The sequence below is a fragment of the Hyphomonas oceanitis SCH89 genome (assembly GCF_000685295.1).
Lineage (GTDB): Bacteria > Pseudomonadota > Alphaproteobacteria > Caulobacterales > Hyphomonadaceae > Hyphomonas > Hyphomonas oceanitis.
On record NZ_ARYL01000029.1, the window covers coordinates 17,324 to 38,749 of the forward strand.

15 protein-coding genes are annotated in these 21,426 nt (G+C 54.8%); 5 read left to right on the forward strand and 10 right to left on the reverse strand.

Annotated features, from left to right (window positions below):
- Positions 1-309: 309 nt before the first annotated feature.
- The gene (locus HOC_RS21885; RefSeq protein ID WP_241767057.1) at positions 310-1,971 is read left to right on the forward strand and encodes a Y-family DNA polymerase; all 1,662 of its coding nucleotides are present in this window, start codon (positions 310-312) and stop codon (positions 1,969-1,971) included.
- Entirely contained in the window at positions 1,968-5,237 is a 3,270-nt protein-coding gene (locus tag HOC_RS15580; RefSeq protein WP_035540348.1) for an error-prone DNA polymerase, read from the forward strand. Before HOC_RS21885 ends, HOC_RS15580 begins: the two co-directional genes overlap by 4 nt.
- A 42-nt stretch (positions 5,238-5,279) precedes the next feature.
- Here HOC_RS15580 and HOC_RS15585 read toward each other — a convergent pair whose 3' ends face one another.
- Positions 5,280-6,533: an acyl-CoA dehydrogenase family protein gene (locus HOC_RS15585; protein WP_035540303.1), complete on the reverse strand. Its 1,254-nt coding sequence runs from the start codon at positions 6,531-6,533 to the stop codon at positions 5,280-5,282.
- 16 nt (positions 6,534-6,549) lie between these two features.
- Positions 6,550-7,674, reverse strand: coding sequence for an acyl-CoA dehydrogenase family protein (locus tag HOC_RS15590; RefSeq protein WP_035540304.1), 1,125 nt, complete (start codon positions 7,672-7,674; stop codon positions 6,550-6,552).
- A 322-nt stretch (positions 7,675-7,996) separates the two neighbouring features.
- Between HOC_RS15590 and HOC_RS15595 the strand changes: the two genes are divergently transcribed.
- Positions 7,997-8,803: an enoyl-CoA hydratase/isomerase family protein gene (locus HOC_RS15595; RefSeq protein WP_035540307.1), complete on the forward strand. Its 807-nt coding sequence runs from the start codon at positions 7,997-7,999 to the stop codon at positions 8,801-8,803.
- Positions 8,804-9,066: 263 nt separating this feature from the next.
- Here the strand turns inward: HOC_RS15595 and HOC_RS15600 are convergent, their stop codons facing one another.
- From HOC_RS15600 to HOC_RS15610, 3 genes are read right to left on the reverse strand one after another with little or no spacing between them, the layout of a single operon-like run.
- Positions 9,067-10,245: a mandelate racemase/muconate lactonizing enzyme family protein gene (locus tag HOC_RS15600; protein WP_035540310.1), complete on the reverse strand. Its 1,179-nt coding sequence runs from the start codon at positions 10,243-10,245 to the stop codon at positions 9,067-9,069.
- The gene (locus HOC_RS15605) at positions 10,242-11,342 is read right to left on the reverse strand and encodes a DUF2817 domain-containing protein (RefSeq protein WP_084146375.1); all 1,101 of its coding nucleotides are present in this window, start codon (positions 11,340-11,342) and stop codon (positions 10,242-10,244) included. The genes HOC_RS15600 and HOC_RS15605 overlap by 4 nt, the downstream gene beginning before the upstream one ends.
- Positions 11,343-11,384: 42 nt before the next feature.
- Entirely contained in the window at positions 11,385-12,842 is a 1,458-nt protein-coding gene (locus HOC_RS15610) for an amidohydrolase (RefSeq protein ID WP_162174876.1), read from the reverse strand.
- A gap of 253 nt (positions 12,843-13,095) precedes the next feature.
- Here HOC_RS15610 and HOC_RS15615 point away from each other — a divergent pair, with 253 nt between their 5' ends.
- The gene (locus HOC_RS15615) at positions 13,096-14,463 is read left to right on the forward strand and encodes an MFS transporter (protein ID WP_162174877.1); all 1,368 of its coding nucleotides are present in this window, start codon (positions 13,096-13,098) and stop codon (positions 14,461-14,463) included.
- A 28-nt stretch (positions 14,464-14,491) separates the two neighbouring features.
- On the opposite strand, the gene HOC_RS15620 is transcribed toward HOC_RS15615, so the two are convergent.
- Positions 14,492-15,076 carry a TetR/AcrR family transcriptional regulator gene (locus tag HOC_RS15620; protein WP_035540317.1) on the reverse strand — a complete coding sequence of 195 codons (585 nt, stop codon included), beginning with the start codon at positions 15,074-15,076 and terminating at the stop codon, positions 14,492-14,494.
- Positions 15,077-15,510: 434 nt separating this feature from the next.
- On the opposite strand from HOC_RS15620, the gene HOC_RS15625 reads away from it, so the two are divergent.
- The gene (locus tag HOC_RS15625) at positions 15,511-15,993 is read left to right on the forward strand and encodes an Lrp/AsnC family transcriptional regulator (RefSeq protein WP_035540319.1); all 483 of its coding nucleotides are present in this window, start codon (positions 15,511-15,513) and stop codon (positions 15,991-15,993) included.
- 8 nt (positions 15,994-16,001) lie between these two features.
- Here HOC_RS15625 and HOC_RS15630 read toward each other — a convergent pair whose 3' ends face one another.
- The 4 genes from HOC_RS15630 to HOC_RS15645 all read right to left on the reverse strand — a co-directional run bounded on the left by HOC_RS15630 (position 16,002) and on the right by HOC_RS15645 (position 21,349).
- The gene (locus HOC_RS15630; protein WP_206741587.1) at positions 16,002-17,657 is read right to left on the reverse strand and encodes an N-acyl-D-amino-acid deacylase family protein; all 1,656 of its coding nucleotides are present in this window, start codon (positions 17,655-17,657) and stop codon (positions 16,002-16,004) included.
- A gap of 14 nt (positions 17,658-17,671) precedes the next feature.
- On the reverse strand, positions 17,672-18,679 hold the full coding sequence (locus HOC_RS15635) for a dipeptide epimerase (RefSeq protein WP_084146378.1): 1,008 nt from the start codon (positions 18,677-18,679) through the stop codon (positions 17,672-17,674).
- Positions 18,676-19,746 (reverse strand): N-acetyltransferase DgcN family protein, encoded by a 1,071-nt coding sequence (locus tag HOC_RS15640; RefSeq protein WP_206741588.1) that lies wholly within the window; start codon positions 19,744-19,746, stop codon positions 18,676-18,678. The genes HOC_RS15635 and HOC_RS15640 overlap by 4 nt, the downstream gene beginning before the upstream one ends.
- A gap of 169 nt (positions 19,747-19,915) precedes the next feature.
- Positions 19,916-21,349 carry a Na+/H+ antiporter NhaC family protein gene (locus HOC_RS15645; protein WP_035540322.1) on the reverse strand — a complete coding sequence of 478 codons (1,434 nt, stop codon included), beginning with the start codon at positions 21,347-21,349 and terminating at the stop codon, positions 19,916-19,918.
- Positions 21,350-21,426 lie beyond the last annotated feature (77 nt).

Below are 21,426 nucleotides of genomic sequence, written 5' to 3' on the forward strand. Positions count from 1 at the left end.
CACGCCGACAAATCTGTCGCATAAGTCTTACTACTCGCAATAGTCGCGACGCATTATGGGCTGCCGAAGAAGCCGTAATCTCAGGGACTGTTAGTCATGTCATAGCCGAAGTTGATGAGGCGGACTTTACAGCGACCCGCAGGCTTACATTGGCTTCGGGACGCCATGGCGTGCCCATAACCCTCCTCCTACCTTATGGAAACAAAGGCGCAACGGCTGCGGCCACTCGCTGGCGCGTCACTACACGTCCTTCTTCTCCCAATTCTTATGACGCGCGAGCACCGGGCTGTGCGCGCTGGAGTGCAAGCCTTGAGCGATGCCGGATCGCACCATCCGCTGCCGGCCGGACTTTTGATATCGAGTGGAATGATGAGACGCTATCTATCCGTGTGGTTTCCAGAATGGTCGCTGGACCGCTTGAGGCGCGCGCGTCGGAGCTCGAAAAATTTCAGCGTCGCAAGACTGCCTAAACTTGTCCCTTTTGTCCTATACGAAAAATCTGCCCATGGACTCGTTGTGGCTGTGGCAAATCAGGCTGCCCGCGACGCCAGTTTGCACCCAGGGATGCGTCTCCCCGATGCGTGCGCCACCCTACCAAACCTGCTCAGGGAAGAGATTGATCGCGAGAGTGACGACAAGTCACTCCTAGCACTGGCGAGCTGGCTTGTGCGTTTCTCACCCCTCATTGCGATCGACGAGGCGGATGCACTGATCCTCGAAACGACTGGCTGCGATCACTTGTTCGGTGGCGAAGCGCGTATGGCACGCGAACTTTCCCGCCGACTAGACGAGGTGGGTTATGGCCACCGACTAGCCTTCGCCGGAACACGAGGCGCGGCTTACGCTCTTTCCCACGAGAAAGCCGGAGCGCAATCGCCCGCCATCCTGCCCTTCGGAGATGAAAGTGAGGGCCTTTCCAATCTGCCGGTCCGTGCGCTGCGTCTTTCGAGCATGACACTCACCCTGCTCCGACGCTTCGGCCTGACACGCATCGGACAATTGTATGAAATCGACCGAAAAGCACTCGAACGAAGGTTTCACTCGCGTGAAGCGGCAGAGGCCGTATGCCTGCGACTCGACCAAGCCCTCGGTCAACGCCCCGAGCCTTTTGAGCCATTCCGACCGCCTCCTAATCACTGCGTACACTTGTCTTGCCCGGAACCGCTGACAGATGGAACGGGCGTCAAAGCCAGCCTTTCCACGCTTTCAGACAGACTTTGCAAGGCACTCGCTGCCAAAGGATTAGGTGCGCAGACTTTCATCTTCCGTACTTTCTGTTCAGATGGAAGCGTCAACACTTTAAGCGTCAATGCGGCTCGCCCAGCCTGCGCGCCTAATCACCTCCTTCGCCTTTTTAACGAGAAGACAGACCGTATCGATCCCGGCTTCGGAATTGACTTTCTCCAACTTGAGGCGTTTCGAACGGCTCCCATGTCAGTGGGAAGCCGTCCCCTCTCGGGCGCACTGGCACAGACGGATGTGGATGAAGCTGCGCTTTCGACCCTGGCAGATCGTATCAATGCCCGCCTCGGCGAAGGTAGCGTTACAGTCAGCGTACCGGTATCCCGTCATCTTGTGGATACGGCTGAGGAGATCAGACCATTCGCCGGTGAAATTCCCAAGTGTACGCTAGCAAGTGGCATAATGTACGGACTGCGCCCTATACGTGTGTTTGATCGAGCTGAGCGGGTGGAGGTTGTATCTGAAGTGCCAGATGGACCACCACTACGCTTTGTCTGGCATCGGCTTGTGCATCATATCACACGGGCAGACGGGCCGGAACGGATCGCGCCGGAATGGTGGACCTATTTACCCTCTTCCCCTGGAGAACCGCGAACGCTGCCACGAACGCGCGATTACTACAGGGTCGAAGATACGAAGGGGCGGCGCTACTGGCTGTTCCGTGAGGGGTTGTACGGAGATAAGCGTGGCGCGATTCCAGAATGGTTCTTGCAGGGATTATTCGCATGAAAGATTACGCTGAACTGGCTGTGACAACAAACTTCTCCTTCCTGCGCGGAGCAAGCCATGCTGCAGAGCACGTCAAGCGCGCAGCGCAATTAGGACTCGCCGCAATCGGTATTGCCGACAGGAATACACTTGCCGGAGTGGTCCGTGCGCATGTGGCTGCAAAGGAGGCAGGTATGCGCCTTTTGGTCGGCGCGCGCCTTGTGCCCATCAATGGGCCTGAAATTTTGGCCTATCCAATCGATCGTGCTGCCTATGGCAGACTTTCGCGACTTCTTTCTGAAGGCAAGATGAAGCAAGACGCGACCAAAGGGGAATGCCTTATCACGCTGAAGGATATACTCTCTGCAAGCGAAGGGCAGATTCTCATCGTCATCCCACCAGAGACGCCCCCAAACGATTTTACGGATACTTTGAGAAAAATTGCCTCTACCCTAACTGGACGCGTTTTCCTAGCCGCGCGCCCCGCTTACTCAGGGCGTAATCGCGAGCGTATTGCACGCCTCGCCGAGATTGGTGCGCTTGCAGGCACCCCGCTGATCGCTGTGAATGATGTACTCTACCATATACCCGATCGGAGGCCTCTGCAGGATGTACTGACATGCATCCGCGAACACTGCACCCTGGACACAGCAGGCTTTCATCTTGAGTCAAACGCCGAGCGTCACCTGAAGAGCCCGGCAGAAATGACACGCCTATTCATGGGCTTCGAGCCAGCGATCGCGCGCACACTTGCTATCATGGAGAAATGCCAGTTCAGTCTTGACGAACTCTCCTACGAATACCCGGACGAACCCGTACCGCCTGGTTCAACACCCCAAAACCATCTGGAGCGTCTTGCGTGGGCCGGTGCCAAATGGCGCTATCCTGAAGGCGTCCCGGAGACGGTAACAGCGCACATCGAAAAAGAACTCGCTATCATCGCGCAGCTCGATTATGCGCCCTACTTTCTCACCGTAAACGATATTGTCCTTTGGGCACGCAGCCAGGGTATACTGTGTCAAGGACGCGGGTCGGCAGCCAATTCCGCAGTCTGCTACTGCCTCGGCATCACAAGTGTCGACCCAACCATCACCAAGCTTTTATTTGCCCGCTTCCTCTCACCAGAGCGGAAAGAGCCGCCTGACATCGATGTCGATTTCGAGCATGAGCGCCGCGAAGAGGTCATTCAATACGTATACAATCGATATGGCCGACAGCGCGCGGCGCTGACCGCAACAGTGATTTCTTATCGCTCCCGCTCCGCAATCCGTGATGTCTGCAAGGTCCTCGGACTCAGCGAAGATATCTCAGCGGCGCTCGCAAATGGTGTTTGGGGTAGCTGGAGCGACACCTTTCCAGACAAACGAATCTCGGAAGCCGGGCTCGACCCCGCAAATCCACTCATCCGCCGTACAATCCAACTCACACGCCAGTTGCTCGGTTTCCCGCGTCACCTATCCCAACATGTCGGAGGTTTTGTCCTGACACGTGGCCCTCTCGTCGAAACGGTTCCGGTCGGCAATGCCGCCATGGAAAATCGCACGTTCATAGAATGGGATAAGGATGACATCGAGGCGCTGGGCATTATGAAGGTGGATGTTCTCGCGCTCGGCATGCTGACCTGCATCCGCAAAGCTTTTGAACTTCTGGATACGCACAAAGGCATAAAGCATGATCTGGCTAGTGTCGAAGGCGACGATGCCGCGACATACGACATGCTCTGCAAGGGCGACAGCATCGGTGTCTTCCAGGTCGAGAGCCGCGCGCAGATGGCGATGCTGCCCCGCCTCAGGCCTCGTAAATTTTACGACCTTGTCATCGAAGTGGCGATTGTCCGACCTGGGCCCATCCAAGGCAACATGGTCCATCCATATCTTCGGCGGCGGAAAGGAATGGAACCGGTTACGTTCCCAAGCCCCGCACCGGAACACGGCCGACCGGATGAGTTGCAGTCTATTCTTGACCGAACCGAAGGCGTTCCTCTGTTCCAAGAACAGGCCATGCAGATTGCCATGGACGCCGCAAAGTTCTCCGCCGATGAAGCCAATGGCCTTCGCCGAGCCATGGCTACATTTCGGAATGTGGGCACGATACATAATTACGAAGACCTGCTGGTCGGACGCATGATCCATCGTGGCTATGATCCCAATTTTGCACAGGGCTGTTTCGAGCAGATCAAAGGGTTCGGGGAATACGGATTCCCCGAGAGCCACGCGGCGTCCTTCGCGCTGCTCGTCTATGTATCCTCATGGATAAAATGTCATCATCCGGACGTGTTCTGTACAGCGCTTCTGAACAGCCAGCCAATTGGCTTCTATGCGCCCGCGCAGATTGTCCGCGACGCTCAGGAACATGGCGTTGAAGTCAGACCCGTCGATGTGAATTATTCAGACTGGGATAATATGCTGGAGCCGTTGGAAGAGAACACAGGCGGCTTCGCCATACGACTTGGCTTCAGGCAGGTCGAAGGAATGTCAAAAAATGACATGGAAAACCTGATGGAAAAACGTAATTCCGGCTATGAGACCCCAGATGCTCTATTACGCCGTGCGATGCTGCCCCGAATTATTCTGGAACGTCTCGCTGCTGCGGATGCCTTCGGCTCCATGGGTCTCTCCAGGCGAGAGGCCTTGTGGAAAGTGCGTGGCGAAGCCCCAAGTCAGGCTCTCCCTCTTTTCGCCTCCGCAGACGTCGCTGAGCAAAATACAGGGGTCGGGGTAGTCCTTCCGCCAATTCCGCCATCTGAGCATGTCATTCAGGATTACCAGACAACCCGACTTTCATTGAAAAATCACCCCATGCACTTCCTGCGCACACTTCATACATTGCGCGGCATAGTGAGTACTCAAGCTGCAACCAACCAGACGAGTGGTCGCCGAATCCAGACATCCGGAATCGTTCTGGTTCGCCAGCGCCCAGGCACAGCCAACGGCACCGCTTTCATTACCCTGGAAGATGAGACCGGTATTGCAAACCTTATTTTGTGGCCGCGTGTGATGGAACGATTCCGCTCAGTCGTCATGCGCGCCAGAATCATCCACGTGAAAGGCCGCATACAAACGGCCGATAACGTCACACATATCATTGCCGAAGTGCTGATCGATTGCACGAAAGATCTGTCACTATTGTCAGAAGACTTCCAGAATGACCCCCTCAAAGCAATTCTCGCACGCCCAGATGAAGTCTCACGGCCGCAAACCAACGGAAGGATATTGGAAAAAAGACACAGCGGAGAATCTCATCCGCGAGATATTCGCATCATCCCTCCAAGCCGTGATTTCCACTAGCCTATCTTATACAGAAATACGTACACCCATCTCGCGAAAAAATTAGCTTCCGCCGCGTGTAGGAATATCCTTGAAAGGAACATCCTTATCAACACGGATGTCTCCCGGCAGCCCCAGCACACGCTCACCGATTATATTTCGAAGGATTTCATCTGAACCACCTTCGATACGTGTGGCAGGTGAGCGCATCAGCATCGCTTGAAAACGCCCACGTTGCGGACTGTCTTCGCTCCAAATAACTCCCGCCTCGCCTTGAATATCAAGCGCGAACATTGCCAGTTCCTGCATCGTCGCGCCGGCGACGAGTTTGCCAATTGAATTTTCCGGACCTGGCGTATCGCCTTTGGAGAGTGCTGTAATTGCTCGCATACCTGTATACTTCAGGCCACTCTGCTTCACTGCGAATTGCGCCAGCCGAGTCCGAACGGCTGAATCCTCTATGGCAGGCTTCCCTTCGATTTCAGCTTCCATGCAAAACCTGAACAGCTCCGGAAATCCAGTGGACATACCAGAGCCAATGGAAAGTCGCTCGTTCATAAGTGTCGTCAGCGAGACCTTCCACCCCTGCCCCACATCACCAAGCCTTTGGCTGTCTGGAATGCGAACATCTGTGAAATAGACTTCATTGAAACCAGAGGCTCCATTCGCCTGCTTGATGGGGCGCACTTCGACACCGGGAGTGTCCATCGAGAGAAAGAACATCGTCAATCCCTTGTGCTTTGGCACATCGGGATCGGTTCGCGTAATCAGTAATCCCCAATCGGAGATCTGCGCACCACTGGTCCATATCTTCTGCCCATTGACAATCCAATCGCCAGAGCCGTCATCAGCTTTGACTGCACGTGTGCGCAGCCCAGCAAGGTCTGATCCTCCTGCTGGCTCAGAAAAGAGCTGGCACCAGATTTCTTCGCCACTCGCGAGCGGCGGCAGAAGTTTTCGGCTTTGCTCTTCATCTGCCCAAGCCATTACCGTAGGTCCGCACATCCCATGACCAATTGTGAAGGCCCCGGAGAGCACGGCGTATGGCCCTTCTTCCTGGTTCCATATTACGCGCTCGATCGGCGTTCTCGCGCCGCCACCATATTCCTTCGGCCAATGCAGACACGCCCACCCCGCTTCGGCTTTCTTCTTCTGCCAGGCCTTGCCCGCAGCAACGGGGTCTTCACTTGTCAGCCCACTCGATCCGAAACTGGCCCTTTTTAGCTCTGCTTCAAGATGCTTGGGCGCATTGGCATCAATCCACGCGCGGGCTTCGGCGCGGAAAGCAGCTTCTTCTGGCGTATCTTGGAAATCCATTATGCTATTCCTTTGCTCAGGCTGCGGATTCAGTGTTACCGGCGCTCATTCGTTCAATCAGCAGGCTTTCCCATGTGGACAGCCCACCCAGAGCCAGAGCGAGCGCATTCGATCTGCGATAATAGAGGTGGCAGTCAAAGGCCCAAGTAAATCCCATGCCTCCGTGCACCTGTATATTATTCTTGGAGCATTGCTGAAACGCCGTTGTAGCCGAAACTCTCGCGGTGGCGGCCGCGACCGGTCGTTCTGATGCGCCTGATGCAAGCGCCCACGCACCATAATAGCAATTTGACCTTGCCAGGGTCGCCGAAACATACATGTCAGCCAGCATGTGCTTGATCGCCTGGAACGAGCCGATCTGCCGCCCAAACGCGATACGCTCCAATGCATAATCTCGCGCCATCTCCATGGCGCGGTCTGAACCGCCCAGTTGCTCGAATGCCAGCAAGATCGCCGCGCGGTCCATCACCACGCTCGCAATGTGCCATCCTTCGCCCTGTCCACCAAGCAATTCAGCAGGACATCCATCGAAAGTCAGACGGGTTTGATCGCGGGTTGGATCAATCGATTCCAGTGCGTCCCTGCTAACGCCGTCGTCGTCCAGCTTGACCAGATACAGCGATATTCCATCCGCCTCATCGCGGGCGGCGACAATGGCAAAATCAGCAATTGAACCATCTGCAATGGGCGCTTTTGTGCCCGTAATTTTCCCACCTTCAACTCGCGCTTGAACTTTGTCCGGCGTCATGCGCCCTTGGCCTTCATTGAAGGCAAACGTTCCGATTACCTCTCCCGATGATAGCTTCGGAAGCCAACATGCTTTTTGCGCCTCCGAACCTGACATGAGCAAAAATTCTGCTGTGAGATAGATAGAGGATGAGACTGGCACCGGCGCAATAACACGACCAAGTTCCTCTGCAATGACACACAATTCGAGATCACCTAGCCCGACGCCACCATATTCCTCCGGAATCGCCGCCCCCAAAACACCAAGTTCGGCCAGACCGAGGTAGAGATCCCGGTCGAATGCACTTGAGCCCTCCAGGATTTTGCGAACCGCCGCTGGAGGGCACTTCTCGCTCAAAAAGCGTCGCACCTGATCGCGTAGTTGTTTCTGCTCATCTGAGAAGTCGAGATTCACGAAATGCCTCCGGGGTTCAAGTTGCATGATTTGCTGATCCGAACACTCGCATCAGAATACCATAAGCCGAAACAGTCGAAGGCGGCCAAGCATTGGTCAACCCCTCCCCTTGAGGCAGATAGTCAGATTTTAGTTTTACCCATCGGGCAAAAGGAGACGCATAAATCGGGCTGCCCTAAGCCCCCCAACCTCTGCACATGTTCACGAGCTGTGCAGACCGGTTTTCGCGGAGATGCCAAGTTTCCACGTGAATTTCCTACGCGCCTGCGGCATTAGTCTTTAAAAGAGATCAACCGCCGAGTTCCTGGAGGACTTCCACACCATGCAAAAGACTTACGAGACGATCAGCATCGAAAAGCGCGGAAAGGTGGATTGGCTCATGCTCAATCGACCAGATTCATTGAATGCTATTAACCTGAAGATGGTTGAAGAGTTGAATGATTATTTTGGCAATTTGTATAACGATGGAACCGTACGGGTCGTTGTCGTGAAGGGGGCTGGTCGTTCCTTCAGCGCCGGTCTGGACATCAAGTCTCGCCACGATTCCACTGATACGGCCATTCCATTCGGTGGAGGCTTCGGCTTTCAGGGATATCTGGCGGATGTATACATAAAAATGCGACGCTGCCCCCAGCCGATCATTTCACTCGTCCACGGTGCTGCGTGCGGCGGTGGCTTTGCCTTTGCGCTCGCATCCGATATTCGGATTGCCGGGGCGAGCGCCCGCATGAATGCCGCTTTCATTAAGCTCGGGCTGTCAGCATGTGATATGGGGGTAAGCTATTTCCTGCCGCGTCTTGTGGGCGCATCAGTGGCTTCTGAGCTTATGCTCACCGGACGCTTCATCCATGCGCCGCGCGCATTAGCGACTGGACTTGTCTCCGAGGTCGTACCCGACGAAGATCTGGAAAAAGCCGCACAATCATATGTCGACGAGATGCTCGACACATCGCCCATGGGACTTCGCATGACCAAGGAAGGTCTGGCGATGGCAATAGACGCGTCCAGCCTCGAAGCTGCCATGGCGATTGAAAACCGCAATCAACTGATGACAAGCAAAAGCCCCAACGTGGCGGAAGGCATGGCCGCTTTCCTGGAAAAGAGAAAGCCAGTCTATGCCGACGATTGACTCGCCACACCCATTCTCGCCTGATTAAAATGTCCCACTGAAAATTGCAAATTTACTGCTGCGGAAACACAGACTAGCCCCCAAGCCCGCGAAGCTTGGCGGCTAATACTTCATACATATTGAATTCCGCTGACTGGCTGGCAGTGCCGTGAGGCCAATGCCAGCCAGTCTCTATTTATGGCGGACCAAGCAGCCCAAGCGACGAGACAGGGCGCCACCCGCAAAAAAGCTGCGTCTAGTTCTAACCTAAGTGGGCTTCGGACTTAAGCCTCGACTACTACGGTTGGCTGAATCTGGTACTTATCCACCATGTCAAAATCGACCTCCACCCCCCAGCCGGGGCCCGTCGGCAGATTCGCGTATCCATCTTCGTAGACAATGCGCTCCTTCAAAAGATCGTGTTCCATCATGACATGTCCCTGTAATTCAGAGGCATGTCTGATTTTGCTCGCTCTGGCCGCATGCATCTGAAGCTGGATGGCGCTGCCCAATCCCGAAGGCTGGTTGTGAAGCACAACGTCCAGGCCCCGCGCTGCAGCATAATCTATCGCCTTCAACGCATTTGTCATGCCACCGGGCCGTTCGGGATTGATCCCGAAGGTGCGAACGGCGCCCATGTCGGCCAGTGTGACGATATCGCGAAGACCGAAACCGCTTTCATGAGCCATCAAGGGCACATTCGTGCGGGACTGAACCCAGGCCATTCCGACAAAATCATCTCCTTTGACGGGCTGTTCGGCAAAATCGATTCCGTAGGGTGCAATGGCCTCGATACAGGCCAGCGCCTCGTTCGGATTGTACGCCTGATTATAGTCGACCCGCAGCGCCGCGTTCGGACCGATAAGCTCGCGCACAGCCTTGATGATCTCCACATCGCGGCGCAGGCCGTCCCCCAATTTGCAGCGGAAAGATCGCAGCCCCACGTCGAGGCCCCGCTGAACGACGTCCAGGATGATGTCCACGCTGGTCAGCGGCAAGACCATGCTCATGGGAATACGATCCAGCTGCTTGCCTCCGCACAGGTCATATACGGGGCGATTTATGGTGCGCGCAGCCACATCATACAGAGCCAGGTCGAGCACGCCCTTTGCCATCTCGTTGCGCGCGACATTGTTGTCGAATTTGTCGTTGATCAATCCGATATCAAACGCAGAACGCCCCAAGACATAACGCGCCAGATGGTCCTTGATCAGGCTGGCCATGAGGACCGGCGTAACCGCCCCCTCAACCAGCCAGACATAAATATCTCCAACACCAACGACACCATTCTCGGTAGTCATGCGGCAGAGAAGAAAATCTGCCCCGAGCCAATGGTCTTCAACCTTGAGACCCATGGCCACTTTTCCACTGCCGCCTTGCAGCATGTCGCGGACGTGCGCTTTGAACGGCACGAATATCGGAAAGAGTTCTATTTTCCGGATTGGGTCTTGCACGATACTCATGTTCTCTCCTTGCTCGCGACACTCAGCTCAGCCAGTCCGGCCAGAGCCTGCGCAAATACCTGTTCGGCCCGAACCAGAACCTGTGATTCCCAGACCTTGCTGTCTGGATAGAAAACCCTCAGCAGGCGCTCCTTGATAGATCGCCCGTGATCACTATCCAGTTCGCCATGGTGACAGAGCCAGTTGTCTTCGATCATCGCTCTCAAAACGACCTCAGGCGGTTCGGTGCCATATTCCAGGGTCATGGGAATGACCCATGTCCTTGTCAGGCATTGCTCCATGCCTGCATTCATATAGCCTCCAAAGGCGTTATCTTGTTTCCGGGCAGGCCGCGAAGACACCATCATGTCACCGAACCAGTTCGCCGTGATCGCCTTTTGGGGCTCATCAGGATTGGCCGCCATCATCAAGACACCAACGCCTGATGGGCCAAGTCCGGTGTGCACATCGATCTGGACAACGATTTCCGCCGCGCTGAGATAGGTGTCCCAAATTCCCTCCATCGTCTTGCGTGACCATTGCGGCTCGCGACCGCCAAACTGAACCCCTTCTGGAAATTCGTGCTGCCCACCCGAGACCGCCTTGAAGAAAGTCAGGAAATCCATGGTTGACTGCAGACGCATGATCTCCGCCATGGACACATCCAGCTTTTCAGGTGGCATCTCGATCGGATTGAGCAATTCATTGAGTTCGCGATAGGCCGCGTTGACAGGCAGCGCAGAGTCAAAATCAATAAAGTTTCGGTTGAGATCGACATTCTCTTCATTCACACGGCGCAAATGGGAAAACCCGAACGGGTTGACGGCATGAACCAGCATGATCGCCACATCATCCGGGAGCCCAACCTGGCTCGCCACCAACTGAGACTGCACAGCCGACCCGCAAAATCCTTCAGCACCATGCGTACCACTGCTGATCACGAGCACACGCGATGCGTCTTCCGGGCCCCTCCAGAACACATCCGTAAAGATGTCCTCCCCGTCAGCCCCGCTCAAAGGATGCCTGATGGCCTGGTGAACCCAATCCCCGTTTTCCTGAGTGAGTGTCAGGAGCCGGTTCCTGGCCGCCCGATAATCGTGAGAGAAGAAAGAAGGCACGCGCGAATTCCTTTTATCGAATTTTGTAACTGGCCCGGATGGCTATGCCGCGGCGCTTTCTACGAAAGCCCCACCAATCATCGTCCGAAGGACTTTGAGCTTGCCGATGTCCTGTGGCGCGACGTCCAGGGGGTTATGGCTGAGCACGACAATATCTGCCCGTTTTCCAACCTCCAGCGCGCCTTTTTCGGCCTCTTCAAACTGGAGGAAAGCGGCATTTCGCGTAAACATGGAGACGGCCTCCATCGGCGTGATGCCTTGTTCAGGATGATAGCCGCCGCGGTTCACCGCATAGTCCAGCGCAGCGATAACATCTGTATCCTCGATAGGCGCGTCCGATGATCCACCCAAAGTGATGCCGGCATCGAGATAGTCCCGGAAAGGATACGCCATACCCGATCGCTCGGCACCGAGCCGTTTGCCGAGCCAATCCTTCTCGGACCGGATGAAGAGCGGCTGCGTGCATATCCCCAGGCCTAGCCTGGCTATGCGACGGATCAGCGGTTTGGATGCGATGGACGCATGCTCGATCCGATGGCGATGATCATGCCTGGGATATTCCTCCAGCAGACGCTCAAACAGGTCAACGCAGTTTGCAATCCCCTGGTCCCCGACGGCGTGTATGCATATCTGGTATCCGGCGAGATGCGCCGCCGTCATCCGGCTGTAAATCTCGTCGTCGGAAAGTGTCATGTAGCCATGCGTGCAAGTCTTGTCGGCATAGGGCTCGCTCATACAGGCTGTGCACGAACCGAATGTGCCATCCGCGAAAATCTTGAATGCACGCGGTTGCGTCTTGCCTTCTTCCGTATCAACCGACGACCCGACCAGAGCGTTTATCCCATCCAGTGTCTTGCCGATAATGATCGAATACACAGACTGGGGAATAAGGTGGCGGATGTTTGGAAAGAACAGGCTCTCCCTCTGCGATGCGGCGCCCCCCGGACCTTCTTCGTCGCTCTGCAGCATGGTCCCAATGGACGTGATGCCATTTTTGGCGAGTGACTCAAACGCTACGACGCTCGCCTTTAGCATGCGATTTCGCGAGGGACGCGGCATGTGCTGGAGTGGCAGTCCTGCAGCCTTTTCATGAAACAGGCCGTTGAGCGTGCCGTCATCATATCGACCGATGCTTCCGCCTTCAGGATCCTGCGTCTGATCGTGTATGCCGGCTTGCTGCAAAACGCATGAGTTCACGATCACGCAATGGCCATCGCGCGCATAGATAAGAACAGGTCGGTCGGGACATATTTCGTCAAGCGCGCGGCGCGTAAGGGTCTGCCCGTCCGGCATCTTCTTGCCTTCATACTGCACGCCGATGATCCACTCGTCAGGCTCAACGTCCTTGACGTGCAAGAGCAGTCTCTCCCGTATCTCATCCATGTCTTTTGCGCCCTCGAAATTGGCGTTCATGGCAAAGAAGATCATGGGCAAGGGATGGAGATGGCCGTCGATAAAACCGGGAAGAGCGGCCGCGCCGGCGAGATCATAATCTGTCAAAGGGACATTCTTCGTTTTAGCCCATTGAAGTGCATCCGACATATCACCAGTGAAGACGATCCGATCGTCCAATGTGACCATGCACTCCGGACATGATCCGTGATCGTCCATTGTAACAATGAATCCATTCCGAAAAAGATAAGCCGTCATATCCAGACCGCGCCTTTCGAATTTAGTGCTGGACACTGGATGCCACTGATGACAAAAAATGTCTATAGTAAATACTATACCAGAGGCATCAGGCGGGCAAAAAATGACGCACTCACCCCACTCGAAAACACGCGTTCTGCCCATGACCGGCGTTTGGTGGGCCAGCTTTGATTGGGCGCGAAGCCCCTTCTATTATGTTGTCGTGCTCTACGTCTTCTCCGCCTACTTTTCTGAGGCGGTGATTGGAGACAGTGCGCGCGGACAGGCCATATTCAGCTCAACAGTAACGATAGCCGGTTTGGCGATGGCGCTGATCGCCCCCTTCCTTGGTGGCTTCATGGATCGTGGGGGCGCCAAGAAGCCAGTGCTGCTCGGGCTTATCGTGCTTTTGGCCCTGGCAAGCGCCGGATTGAGTTTTGTTGTTCCGGGCGCCAGCTATTCCATACCGCTCGGGATGATCCTGCTTGGAATGGCGGGATGCGCCTATTCGTCAACAGAACTTTTCCACAACGCCCTTTTGCCCGCAGCCGGCAACGTGCGCCAGATTTCTGTCATTTCGGGCCTCGGCTTCTCCATGGGCAGCCTGGGCGCAGTTGTGCTTCTTCTTGCAATTATCGCGCTGATGCGGTCGCCACCTTTTGGTCTGCTCGAATCTGACATTGCACGCTTGTCCGGCCTGCTCAGTGCCCTCTGGATGCTGGTCTTCATTGTTCCCTTCTATTTGGGCATGCCGGACTTCCATCGTCCGGGCGCGCGCTGGCGGACGGCGCGACTGCTTCCAACGACTTGGGAACCCATCAAGGCGACAAGGGCCCTGTTCAAGGAATACCCGAACATCATGCGGTTCCTGATGGCCCGGATGGTTTTCATGGATGGCCTGAATGCCCTCTTTGCCATCAGTGCAGTTTATGTGGCGGGCGTTTTGGACTGGCGGCAAAGCGAGACGGCCATGATGGGGATTGTGGCTACGTGCTCTGTCGTCATCGGAGGCCTGTCTGCCGGCGCCATAGACAGGCTTTTCGGTGCCAGGAACGCCATCCTGATTGAACTCTTCTCGATTACAGCGATCTTCTTTTTCCAGATCGGCATCCAGAAGGATTCGATCCTGTTCGGGCTGATCCCGCTGTCGACCGAAGCAGCCGCACGTGAAGCATTTTCACATTCTGCTGACCTCATCTACATCGCCACGGTGATTCCCATGAGCGCGCTTATAATCGCTGCCTACAGTTCCTGCCGGTCCCTTCTTGTTCAGCTAAGCCCCGCCGACAAAATCGGCCATTTCTTCGGAATATATGCGATGACGAGCACAGTCACTGTATGGCTCGGTCCCGGCCTGGTCGCTGTCGCGACAATCATCACACACAATCAGCGCATCGGCTTTGGCAGCCTTGCAATTCTGTTTGTGCTTGGGAGCATACTCATGATTGGCGTGAAGAGCGCAGCCCCCTCAGACGACATTGAAACAAGCTGACCAATCCAGCCTGTTCACGCCGAAAGACTCAGAAGAAATCGTAGACACGGGTCAATGCCTTCGCCGTGTACTCAAGTACAGTTTGCTCATTCCTGAAATTCGTCTCGAATAACATCTCTATGGCCGCGTAGCGCATTTCAACACCGAGCCGCGCGCGCACGACGACTGAGTCGAAGTCATTACAAAGCTTCTGCTCGATCATGTACCTGGTCAGCAGCTCGGCCATTTCCGCATGCGAATTCAGCCTGACCTCCTTGAGCTCAGGAACCGCACGCAAGGAAACCAGCAAAGCGTAGCCACCACGAAATGCCCGGGTCATCCGATACGATCTCTGAATTGAATTGAAGCAGGCAGCCTCAAGTTCAGCCTCTGTTGAGATCATGAGGCCCGTGTCTGCTCTCAAAACTTCGTTTTGAGCATCCATCATCTGCATGCCCAGCTCGCGCAGGACGGCATACTTGTTGGAGAAATAGTGATAAAAAGTGGGCGGGGTAACGCCGGCTTTCTCGACGATCGCGTTCGAGTTCAATGCCTCCAGGCCACTATCCGCGAGAATGTTCTGCGCTGCCTCGAGCATCGCCTCCCTGGTTGTCTTTCCATCTTGACCTGCCATGGGGGCTATCCTTCAAACCTCAATATCAATCAGCTGGCACCCGGCCAACTCTCCACTCAAGAGTGTTGAGCGAAATTACCGCGTTGCACATTTTGCGGCATGCCTCAAACGTTCTTGGTAGACATAGCAAGGATGAGATGAAGACACATACGCATCGCGTTGGACATTAAATAAGCCAAACTCTGCGGAGATTTTCGGGATGGGATGATTAGCCCTTAACGTCGGCCTGTTCCAGGGTGGACCGGTCAACATCGCCGCTACGTTTTAAGACCCAGCCTGGATCACCGGAGCGCGGGACTTCAGTAGAATGAGGCTAAATCCCCCACACGGTCGCCTCCAATCCGGCCCCACTCGCAATACCAGTGATTTGAACCGAGGACTCCCTGAGCCGCAATAAATGTTTCAAAAACAACATTTTCTGCTATTCTACCGGCATGAAATCTGTTCTCGACAATGTTGGTAAACGCCTGCTCATAGCCATTCAACTGGATGGACGTATAACGAATCAGGATTTGGCAGACAGTATCGGTGTGTCACCCAGCCCATGCCTGCAGAGGCGGAAACGCCTGGAGGATACAGGCGTCATCGACTGTTACGAGACCCGAATTGACCTCTCAAAAGTCACGCAGTTCATTGAAGTTATCTCCGAAATCACCCTCAACACAAACAAAGGCGCTGACGAACGCGACTTTGAATCCTACATTGCCAATATACCAGAAATGACCAGCTGCAGGGCGGTAACAGGTTCAGTCGACTATTTCGCAACCTTCGTCGCACCTGACATCCGCCACTATCAAACCATCGTGGATCGAATGACTGACGAATTGGGGACGATTGAAACCGTAACCAGCCACGTCGTTTACGAGCACACGAAGAAGTACACAGGCCTGCCGCTTACTCTGCTTCTGGACGATTAAGCGTCAGCCTAGTGGGGCTGACTGGCTCGACGCAGGAATTGACCCGGATATGCACCTGTCGGTCCATTATCCTGCCATACGCGAACTCCATTGACCCACACGCCTGTAACACCCACGGAAGTTTCTGTGGGATTCTCCCTATCGGCTCTATCGGCAATCTCAGAGGCTGAAAACAAGATCAGGTCTGCAGGCGCTCCGACGCGAACCTCCCCCCGATCAGCTAGACCGACATGAGAGGCGCTCAAGCTCGTCATCTTCCGCACCATCTCTTCGAGCTCAAGCTTGTGGCTCTCGCGAACCATCCATCTGATCGCGCGCGGAAATGTTCCGTACCCCCGGGGATGACCAGGAAAAGATGTTCCGTCTGTAGAAATATTTGAGTTCGGCCAAGCGATAAAATCTTCCACATCTGCTCTGAGCATACTTTGACCAAGCACCAGCTCACGGATGTCGCCTGCCTCCACCGCATCTTCCAGATTGATGTCGGCATAAGCCTGCTGAAGCAGCCCAAGATACGTCTCAGCTGGATCTTCATCCCTCTCATCTGCAATCTGCTTCACCGTTTTGCCCACAAGATCAGGATCAGCCACATATCGAGCCAATAGCAATCCGTCAGGTGACGCGATGTGATTAAATGCATGGCGAACTGCGGCGACATCGTCGAAGTTTCGCTCAGGCAACAAAACCGCAAGCGTGGAGAGCCAGTAGTCATACGGATATACATCAGCCGTGATGTCCACGCCCTCTTCCCGAGCTTGGTCCAGTCTGGCGAGGATGCTGGATGCCCCGCCCCAATCGTCCAGCAATGCGATCTTGATATGGGATATCTGAACAGGAATTCCCGCTTCCCGGCCAACTCTTATGATCTCATCGATGGCTTCCAAAATCTTGGCATCTTCGCTGCGCATATGGCTGATATACCGGCCACCCGCAGCCTTGAGAGTCTTGGCCAGCGTAAGCAGCTCGTCGGAATCGGAATATATTCCGGGGTCATACTCGAGACCCGTCGACAGACCGAGAGAGCCGCCATCCAAATCAATCTCCAGATATGACTCCATGCGCGACAATTCTGTCGGTGTTGCCGGCCGATTATAAGGAACACCGATGGCCTTTACGCGGATCGTTCCGTGGCCGGTGTACGATGCAATATTGACCGCAACCGGATATTTCTCTAGTTCACGCTGAAAGGCGGAAAGCGGATAATCCGACATGCCATCCTGACCAATTATAATCGTCGTAATTCCCTGTGAAATAGGGGCCACCATTTCCCGTCCGGTTTCCGACTCCCACATGCCACGCTCATGGTGACTGTGCGTATCAATAAATCCGGGAGAAACGATATCACCTTTGGCATCCAGGATAAATTCTTTTGCTGTCGGACACAGACTGCCTATTTCGAAGACACGGCCTTCACGCACGCGGATATCAGCGGCGCGCCTGGGAGCGCCACTCCCATCAATCAAAACTGCATTTTTTATAAGGAAGTTTGGCCCTTCCGCTCCAGACTCAATTCCAGCGCTTGCACACTCTCCTAGAGGTTTTGTTACACTGACAAGTGAACACGACGTGGTGAAGAACGCCACGATAATAACCGCAGGCAACGAGATCAGTTTAAATGGTACTGAATCGCTCGTCTTGCGATACATTGAAATCAATCGAAACATCTTCTTGAACTCCCCTAAACTGCGCTGTTAAGCTTCCCCCACAAAGGACGATCCGACGGGAACATCCTCTCACCCTGATAGCAAAATCCATTCTCCCAGTCTGACGTTTGCAGCAAGGGTCCATCAAGGTCCACATAGTCCGTTGACTGCGCGACCAGGAACGCAGGAGCCATGGCCAGCGAACCACCGCACATATTTCCGACCATTGTCTTGAGCCCCAGGGAGCGGGCCTCGTTGCTCATCTTCATAGCCTCCGTCAGGCCACCTGCCTTATCGAGCTTTATGTTTACCCCCCCATATCGCTGACGAACCGTCGGCAGATCGCCAGTGTCCTGGCAAGATTCATCTGCCATCAACAAGATGGGGCTGATGAATCCTTCCAGTTCATCATCGCCGCCCACAGGCAGAGGCTGTTCCAGCACATCCACGTGAAGGCGCTCTAATTCCGGCATAAGCTCTTTCATCAACTGGAATGACCATGACTGGTTCGCATCAACAATGATGCGCGCGTCTGGACGCGCCTCACGTACCGCCGCGATCATCTCAATATGTCGCCCACCATCGACCTTGAGCTTTAGCTGGCCAAATGCGCTCGCACGACCTGCTATAGTCGCAGCCTCGTCGCCTGACATGATCCCCAAAGTAAGAACTGTCTGAACAGTCTTCAGGCGCCCCAGACCAAGCAACTTGTTTAAAGGTTGCCCCGTTTGCTGTGCTTGAAGATCCCATAAAGCGACATCCAGTGCGTTACGCGCACCTCCCGCCGGCAGCAACGCCTGAAGCGTTTCCCGGGACATGCCTGCTGAAGCCTCACCTCGCAGGGCTTCAACCTCCGCAGCGAGCGAAGAATATGTCTCACCTCTATAGGAAACACCTTGCGTCTCAGAACGGCCGGTGCGTCCGAAATCGTCCACAAGTTCGACGATCAGAGAGTCAACACTTGACCAAACCTCACCCGCGATAATGAAAGGCGGGTCCAACTCCCACGTCTGCTTGTAGGTTTTCATCTGCAGGGACATCATGCCAGCTGTTCCAATACCTTGCCGACGCCCGTCACTATTGGGTCGAAGCAGGCATAGCCGAGGTCATCTTCCAGACTTCGGAACAAACTACGCCTGCTTTCATCGTCCAACCCGGATGTGTTGAGGCTTATGCCTGCGCAGCGCACCTGCGAGTTGGTCAACCGCGCCAGTGACAGGTTAAGGTCGATTGCCTCCAAGGGAGTAGGGACAAGAAATCCCGGGAACCCGTCTATCTCCTTCCGTCTGTGATCATGACACAGCACGATCAGGTCAGGTTGAGAGCCATGAAGCAGCCCAAGACTGACTGCCGCATAGGCCGGATGGAACAATGTTCCCTGCCCCTCAATAATATCCCAGTGGTCAGATACGTTATCAGGCGAGAGACTCTCTGCGGCACCACTGACGAAATCAGAAATAACAGAGTCGATGGGAACGCCCGCACCTGCGAGCATTATGCCTGTTTGCCCAGTTGCGCGGAAGGTTGCTTTCATGCCCGCCTGACCCATCGCTTTGGAGATGGCCAAGGCAGTATATTTTTTCCCAATAGCGCAATCCGTGCCAACAGTAAGGAGTCGCCGCCCCTGCCTTCGAATGCCGGTTCCCACACTGTGCTCTGGCTGCCAATGCCGTATATCGACCAGACTGCATCCAGACTCCGCAGCAATTTCAGAGAGGTTGGGCACGCAGCGAAGCGGATCATGCATGCCACTGATAATGGACAAACCCGCGTGCGCGGCGCTGCACAGATGCGGCCACCAAGACTTGGGTATCGCCCCGCCTGCAGAAGCCACGCCAATGAGCAGGCTTTTTGCACCAGCGGCCAGCGCAGCACCGAAGCCCATGTCGGCCAGACCGATGCTAGTGGTATGCTCGGACATACGGTACTGTCCGATGCACTTTTCAGGCGCCCAGTCCCGCAGCCCGAAAGCCGTTTTCAAGTCAGTTACCAAACAGGTATCCCCGAGAAAGAGAAGATAGGGCTCCGGAAGAACCAAGCGCCGATCCGAGCCATCACCTTGTTGCGTCATGGGCGGCCCATCGATCACAGACTCAGATTCACTTCTCATCACAGCCGTCCATTAATAGCATTACACTGACATCTTCCGCCCACTAGATAGCATGATCAGGCGCCCTTGACTCAGCAGATAGCTTTTAGTTTCGCGTCAAATTCGATATAATTCCGCTAGGCGCGTAGTAAATCAAAAGATCATGCGGCGAGGCCTCAAGATACGAATATCAGGCGTTTATTCCTTTCCTCATCGTGATCCCCGTGGATATGTAAAAAACAGCAATCATTGGACTGACAATATTGAACACGCAAAAGGGCAGATAGGAAAAGGTTGCCACGCCTAGCGTGGCTGACATGAATGCCCCGCAAGTATTCCATGGCACCAGGGGAGAGGTAACTGTTCCGAAGTCTTCAGCCGTCCGTGACAGCATCTCCGGCCTGAAATTGCGAGCCCGGACCTCGTCGGCATACATCCGGGTCGACAGGACGATGGAAAGGTATTGATCGGCAGCAACAATATTGCCTACAAGGGCCGTTGCGCCGGCTCCGAGAAAGATATGTCGGTCTTTTCGCATGAGGCCAATGACTGAACGAACAATTCGCTCGAGGCATCCGGAACGATCCATCATTGCACTAAAGAACATCGCCGTCACAATCAGCCAGACCGTCGAGAGCATGCTTTGCATGCCCCCACGGGACAGAAGCGACTGTACTGCGGCGGAACCAGACTCTGTGCGATAGCCGGTTGCCACCATACCCCAGTATTCAAAGATCCGATCGACCATCCCCTCGCCTGCCTGCGGTGACTGGCAAACCAGACCGACGATAATTCCAGCAAGAATGGAAACGGCGATTGCAGGAAGCGGTGGCATCTTCACAGTGGCAAGTCCGATAAGTCCGAACATAGGAAGGATCAAATACCAGCCGATGCGAAACTTCTCATTCAGCTCAGTTGTCATGAGTTGAAGCTGAATTGTGTCGACGTCGTTGGTGGACATCAGGCTTGCCGTCAGGAAAAAGATGAAGGCGATCATGAATGCGGGAAGCGTCGTATAGAGAAGGTATCTTACATGCACGAAAAGGTCGGCGCCCGCCATGCTCGAGGAGAGGTTGGTCGTGTCTGACAGTGGCGATAACTTGTCGCCGAAATAGACACCGGAGATGATGGCGCCCGCTGTAATCGGTAGTGAAATCCCTGACGCTTGAGCAATCCCGATCAAGGCGACGCCTAAAGTGGCGGCCGTTGTCCAAGCGCTCCCGCTCGCCAGAGCCACCACGGCACTGATGACAAGCGCCGCCGCATAAAACACGGACGGGCGCAGAAGATCAGCCCCATACACAATGAGTGACGGGATCACACCAGATGCAATCCAGACTGCGATTAACCCACCAATCGAGAGCAACAGGAGCACAGGAATCATGACCATGCTGCACAAGGCGGAAACGGCTTTTTCCAGCTCACTCCAGGGCACATTGTTCAACAGGCCAATCACCCCGCCGCAGAACCCAGCGCACATGAGGGAGACTTGTATGGGTCCACCGGTCGCCCCATCGCCGAAAACGTGTACCGCAAGCGTCAGGAGTACAAACAGGCAGACAATAGGAACAATCGCCTGAAACAGGCTTGGATTGCCGCGCGTGGCATTTGGACCTTCGGGCATTACGTGAGCCTCCCCGTCGTTTGTGCAGATTGGCTTGCCCGACATGCGCCGGTTGAAAGCACGATGACTCAGTTTCG

What these genes read in the sequence shown, in the direction of transcription:
- HOC_RS15580 (WP_035540348.1), top strand. Translation starts at nt 1,968, where the DNA reads ATGAAAGATTACGCTGAACTGGCTGTGACAACAAACTTCTCCTTCCTG.
- HOC_RS15585 (WP_035540303.1), bottom strand. Translation starts at nt 6,533, where the DNA reads ATGGATTTCCAAGATACGCCAGAAGAAGCTGCTTTCCGCGCCGAAGCC.
- HOC_RS15595 (WP_035540307.1), top strand. Translation starts at nt 7,997, where the DNA reads ATGCAAAAGACTTACGAGACGATCAGCATCGAAAAGCGCGGAAAGGTG.
- HOC_RS15600 (WP_035540310.1), bottom strand. Translation starts at nt 10,245, where the DNA reads ATGAGTATCGTGCAAGACCCAATCCGGAAAATAGAACTCTTTCCGATA.
- HOC_RS15615 (WP_162174877.1), top strand. Translation starts at nt 13,096, where the DNA reads ATGACGCACTCACCCCACTCGAAAACACGCGTTCTGCCCATGACCGGC.
- HOC_RS15620 (WP_035540317.1), bottom strand. Translation starts at nt 15,076, where the DNA reads ATGGCAGGTCAAGATGGAAAGACAACCAGGGAGGCGATGCTCGAGGCA.
- HOC_RS15625 (WP_035540319.1), top strand. Translation starts at nt 15,511, where the DNA reads ATGAAATCTGTTCTCGACAATGTTGGTAAACGCCTGCTCATAGCCATT.
- HOC_RS15630 (WP_206741587.1), bottom strand. Translation starts at nt 17,657, where the DNA reads ATGTTTCGATTGATTTCAATGTATCGCAAGACGAGCGATTCAGTACCA.
- HOC_RS15635 (WP_084146378.1), bottom strand. Translation starts at nt 18,679, where the DNA reads ATGATGTCCCTGCAGATGAAAACCTACAAGCAGACGTGGGAGTTGGAC.
- HOC_RS15640 (WP_206741588.1), bottom strand. Translation starts at nt 19,746, where the DNA reads ATGAGAAGTGAATCTGAGTCTGTGATCGATGGGCCGCCCATGACGCAA.
- HOC_RS15645 (WP_035540322.1), bottom strand. Translation starts at nt 21,349, where the DNA reads ATGCCCGAAGGTCCAAATGCCACGCGCGGCAATCCAAGCCTGTTTCAG.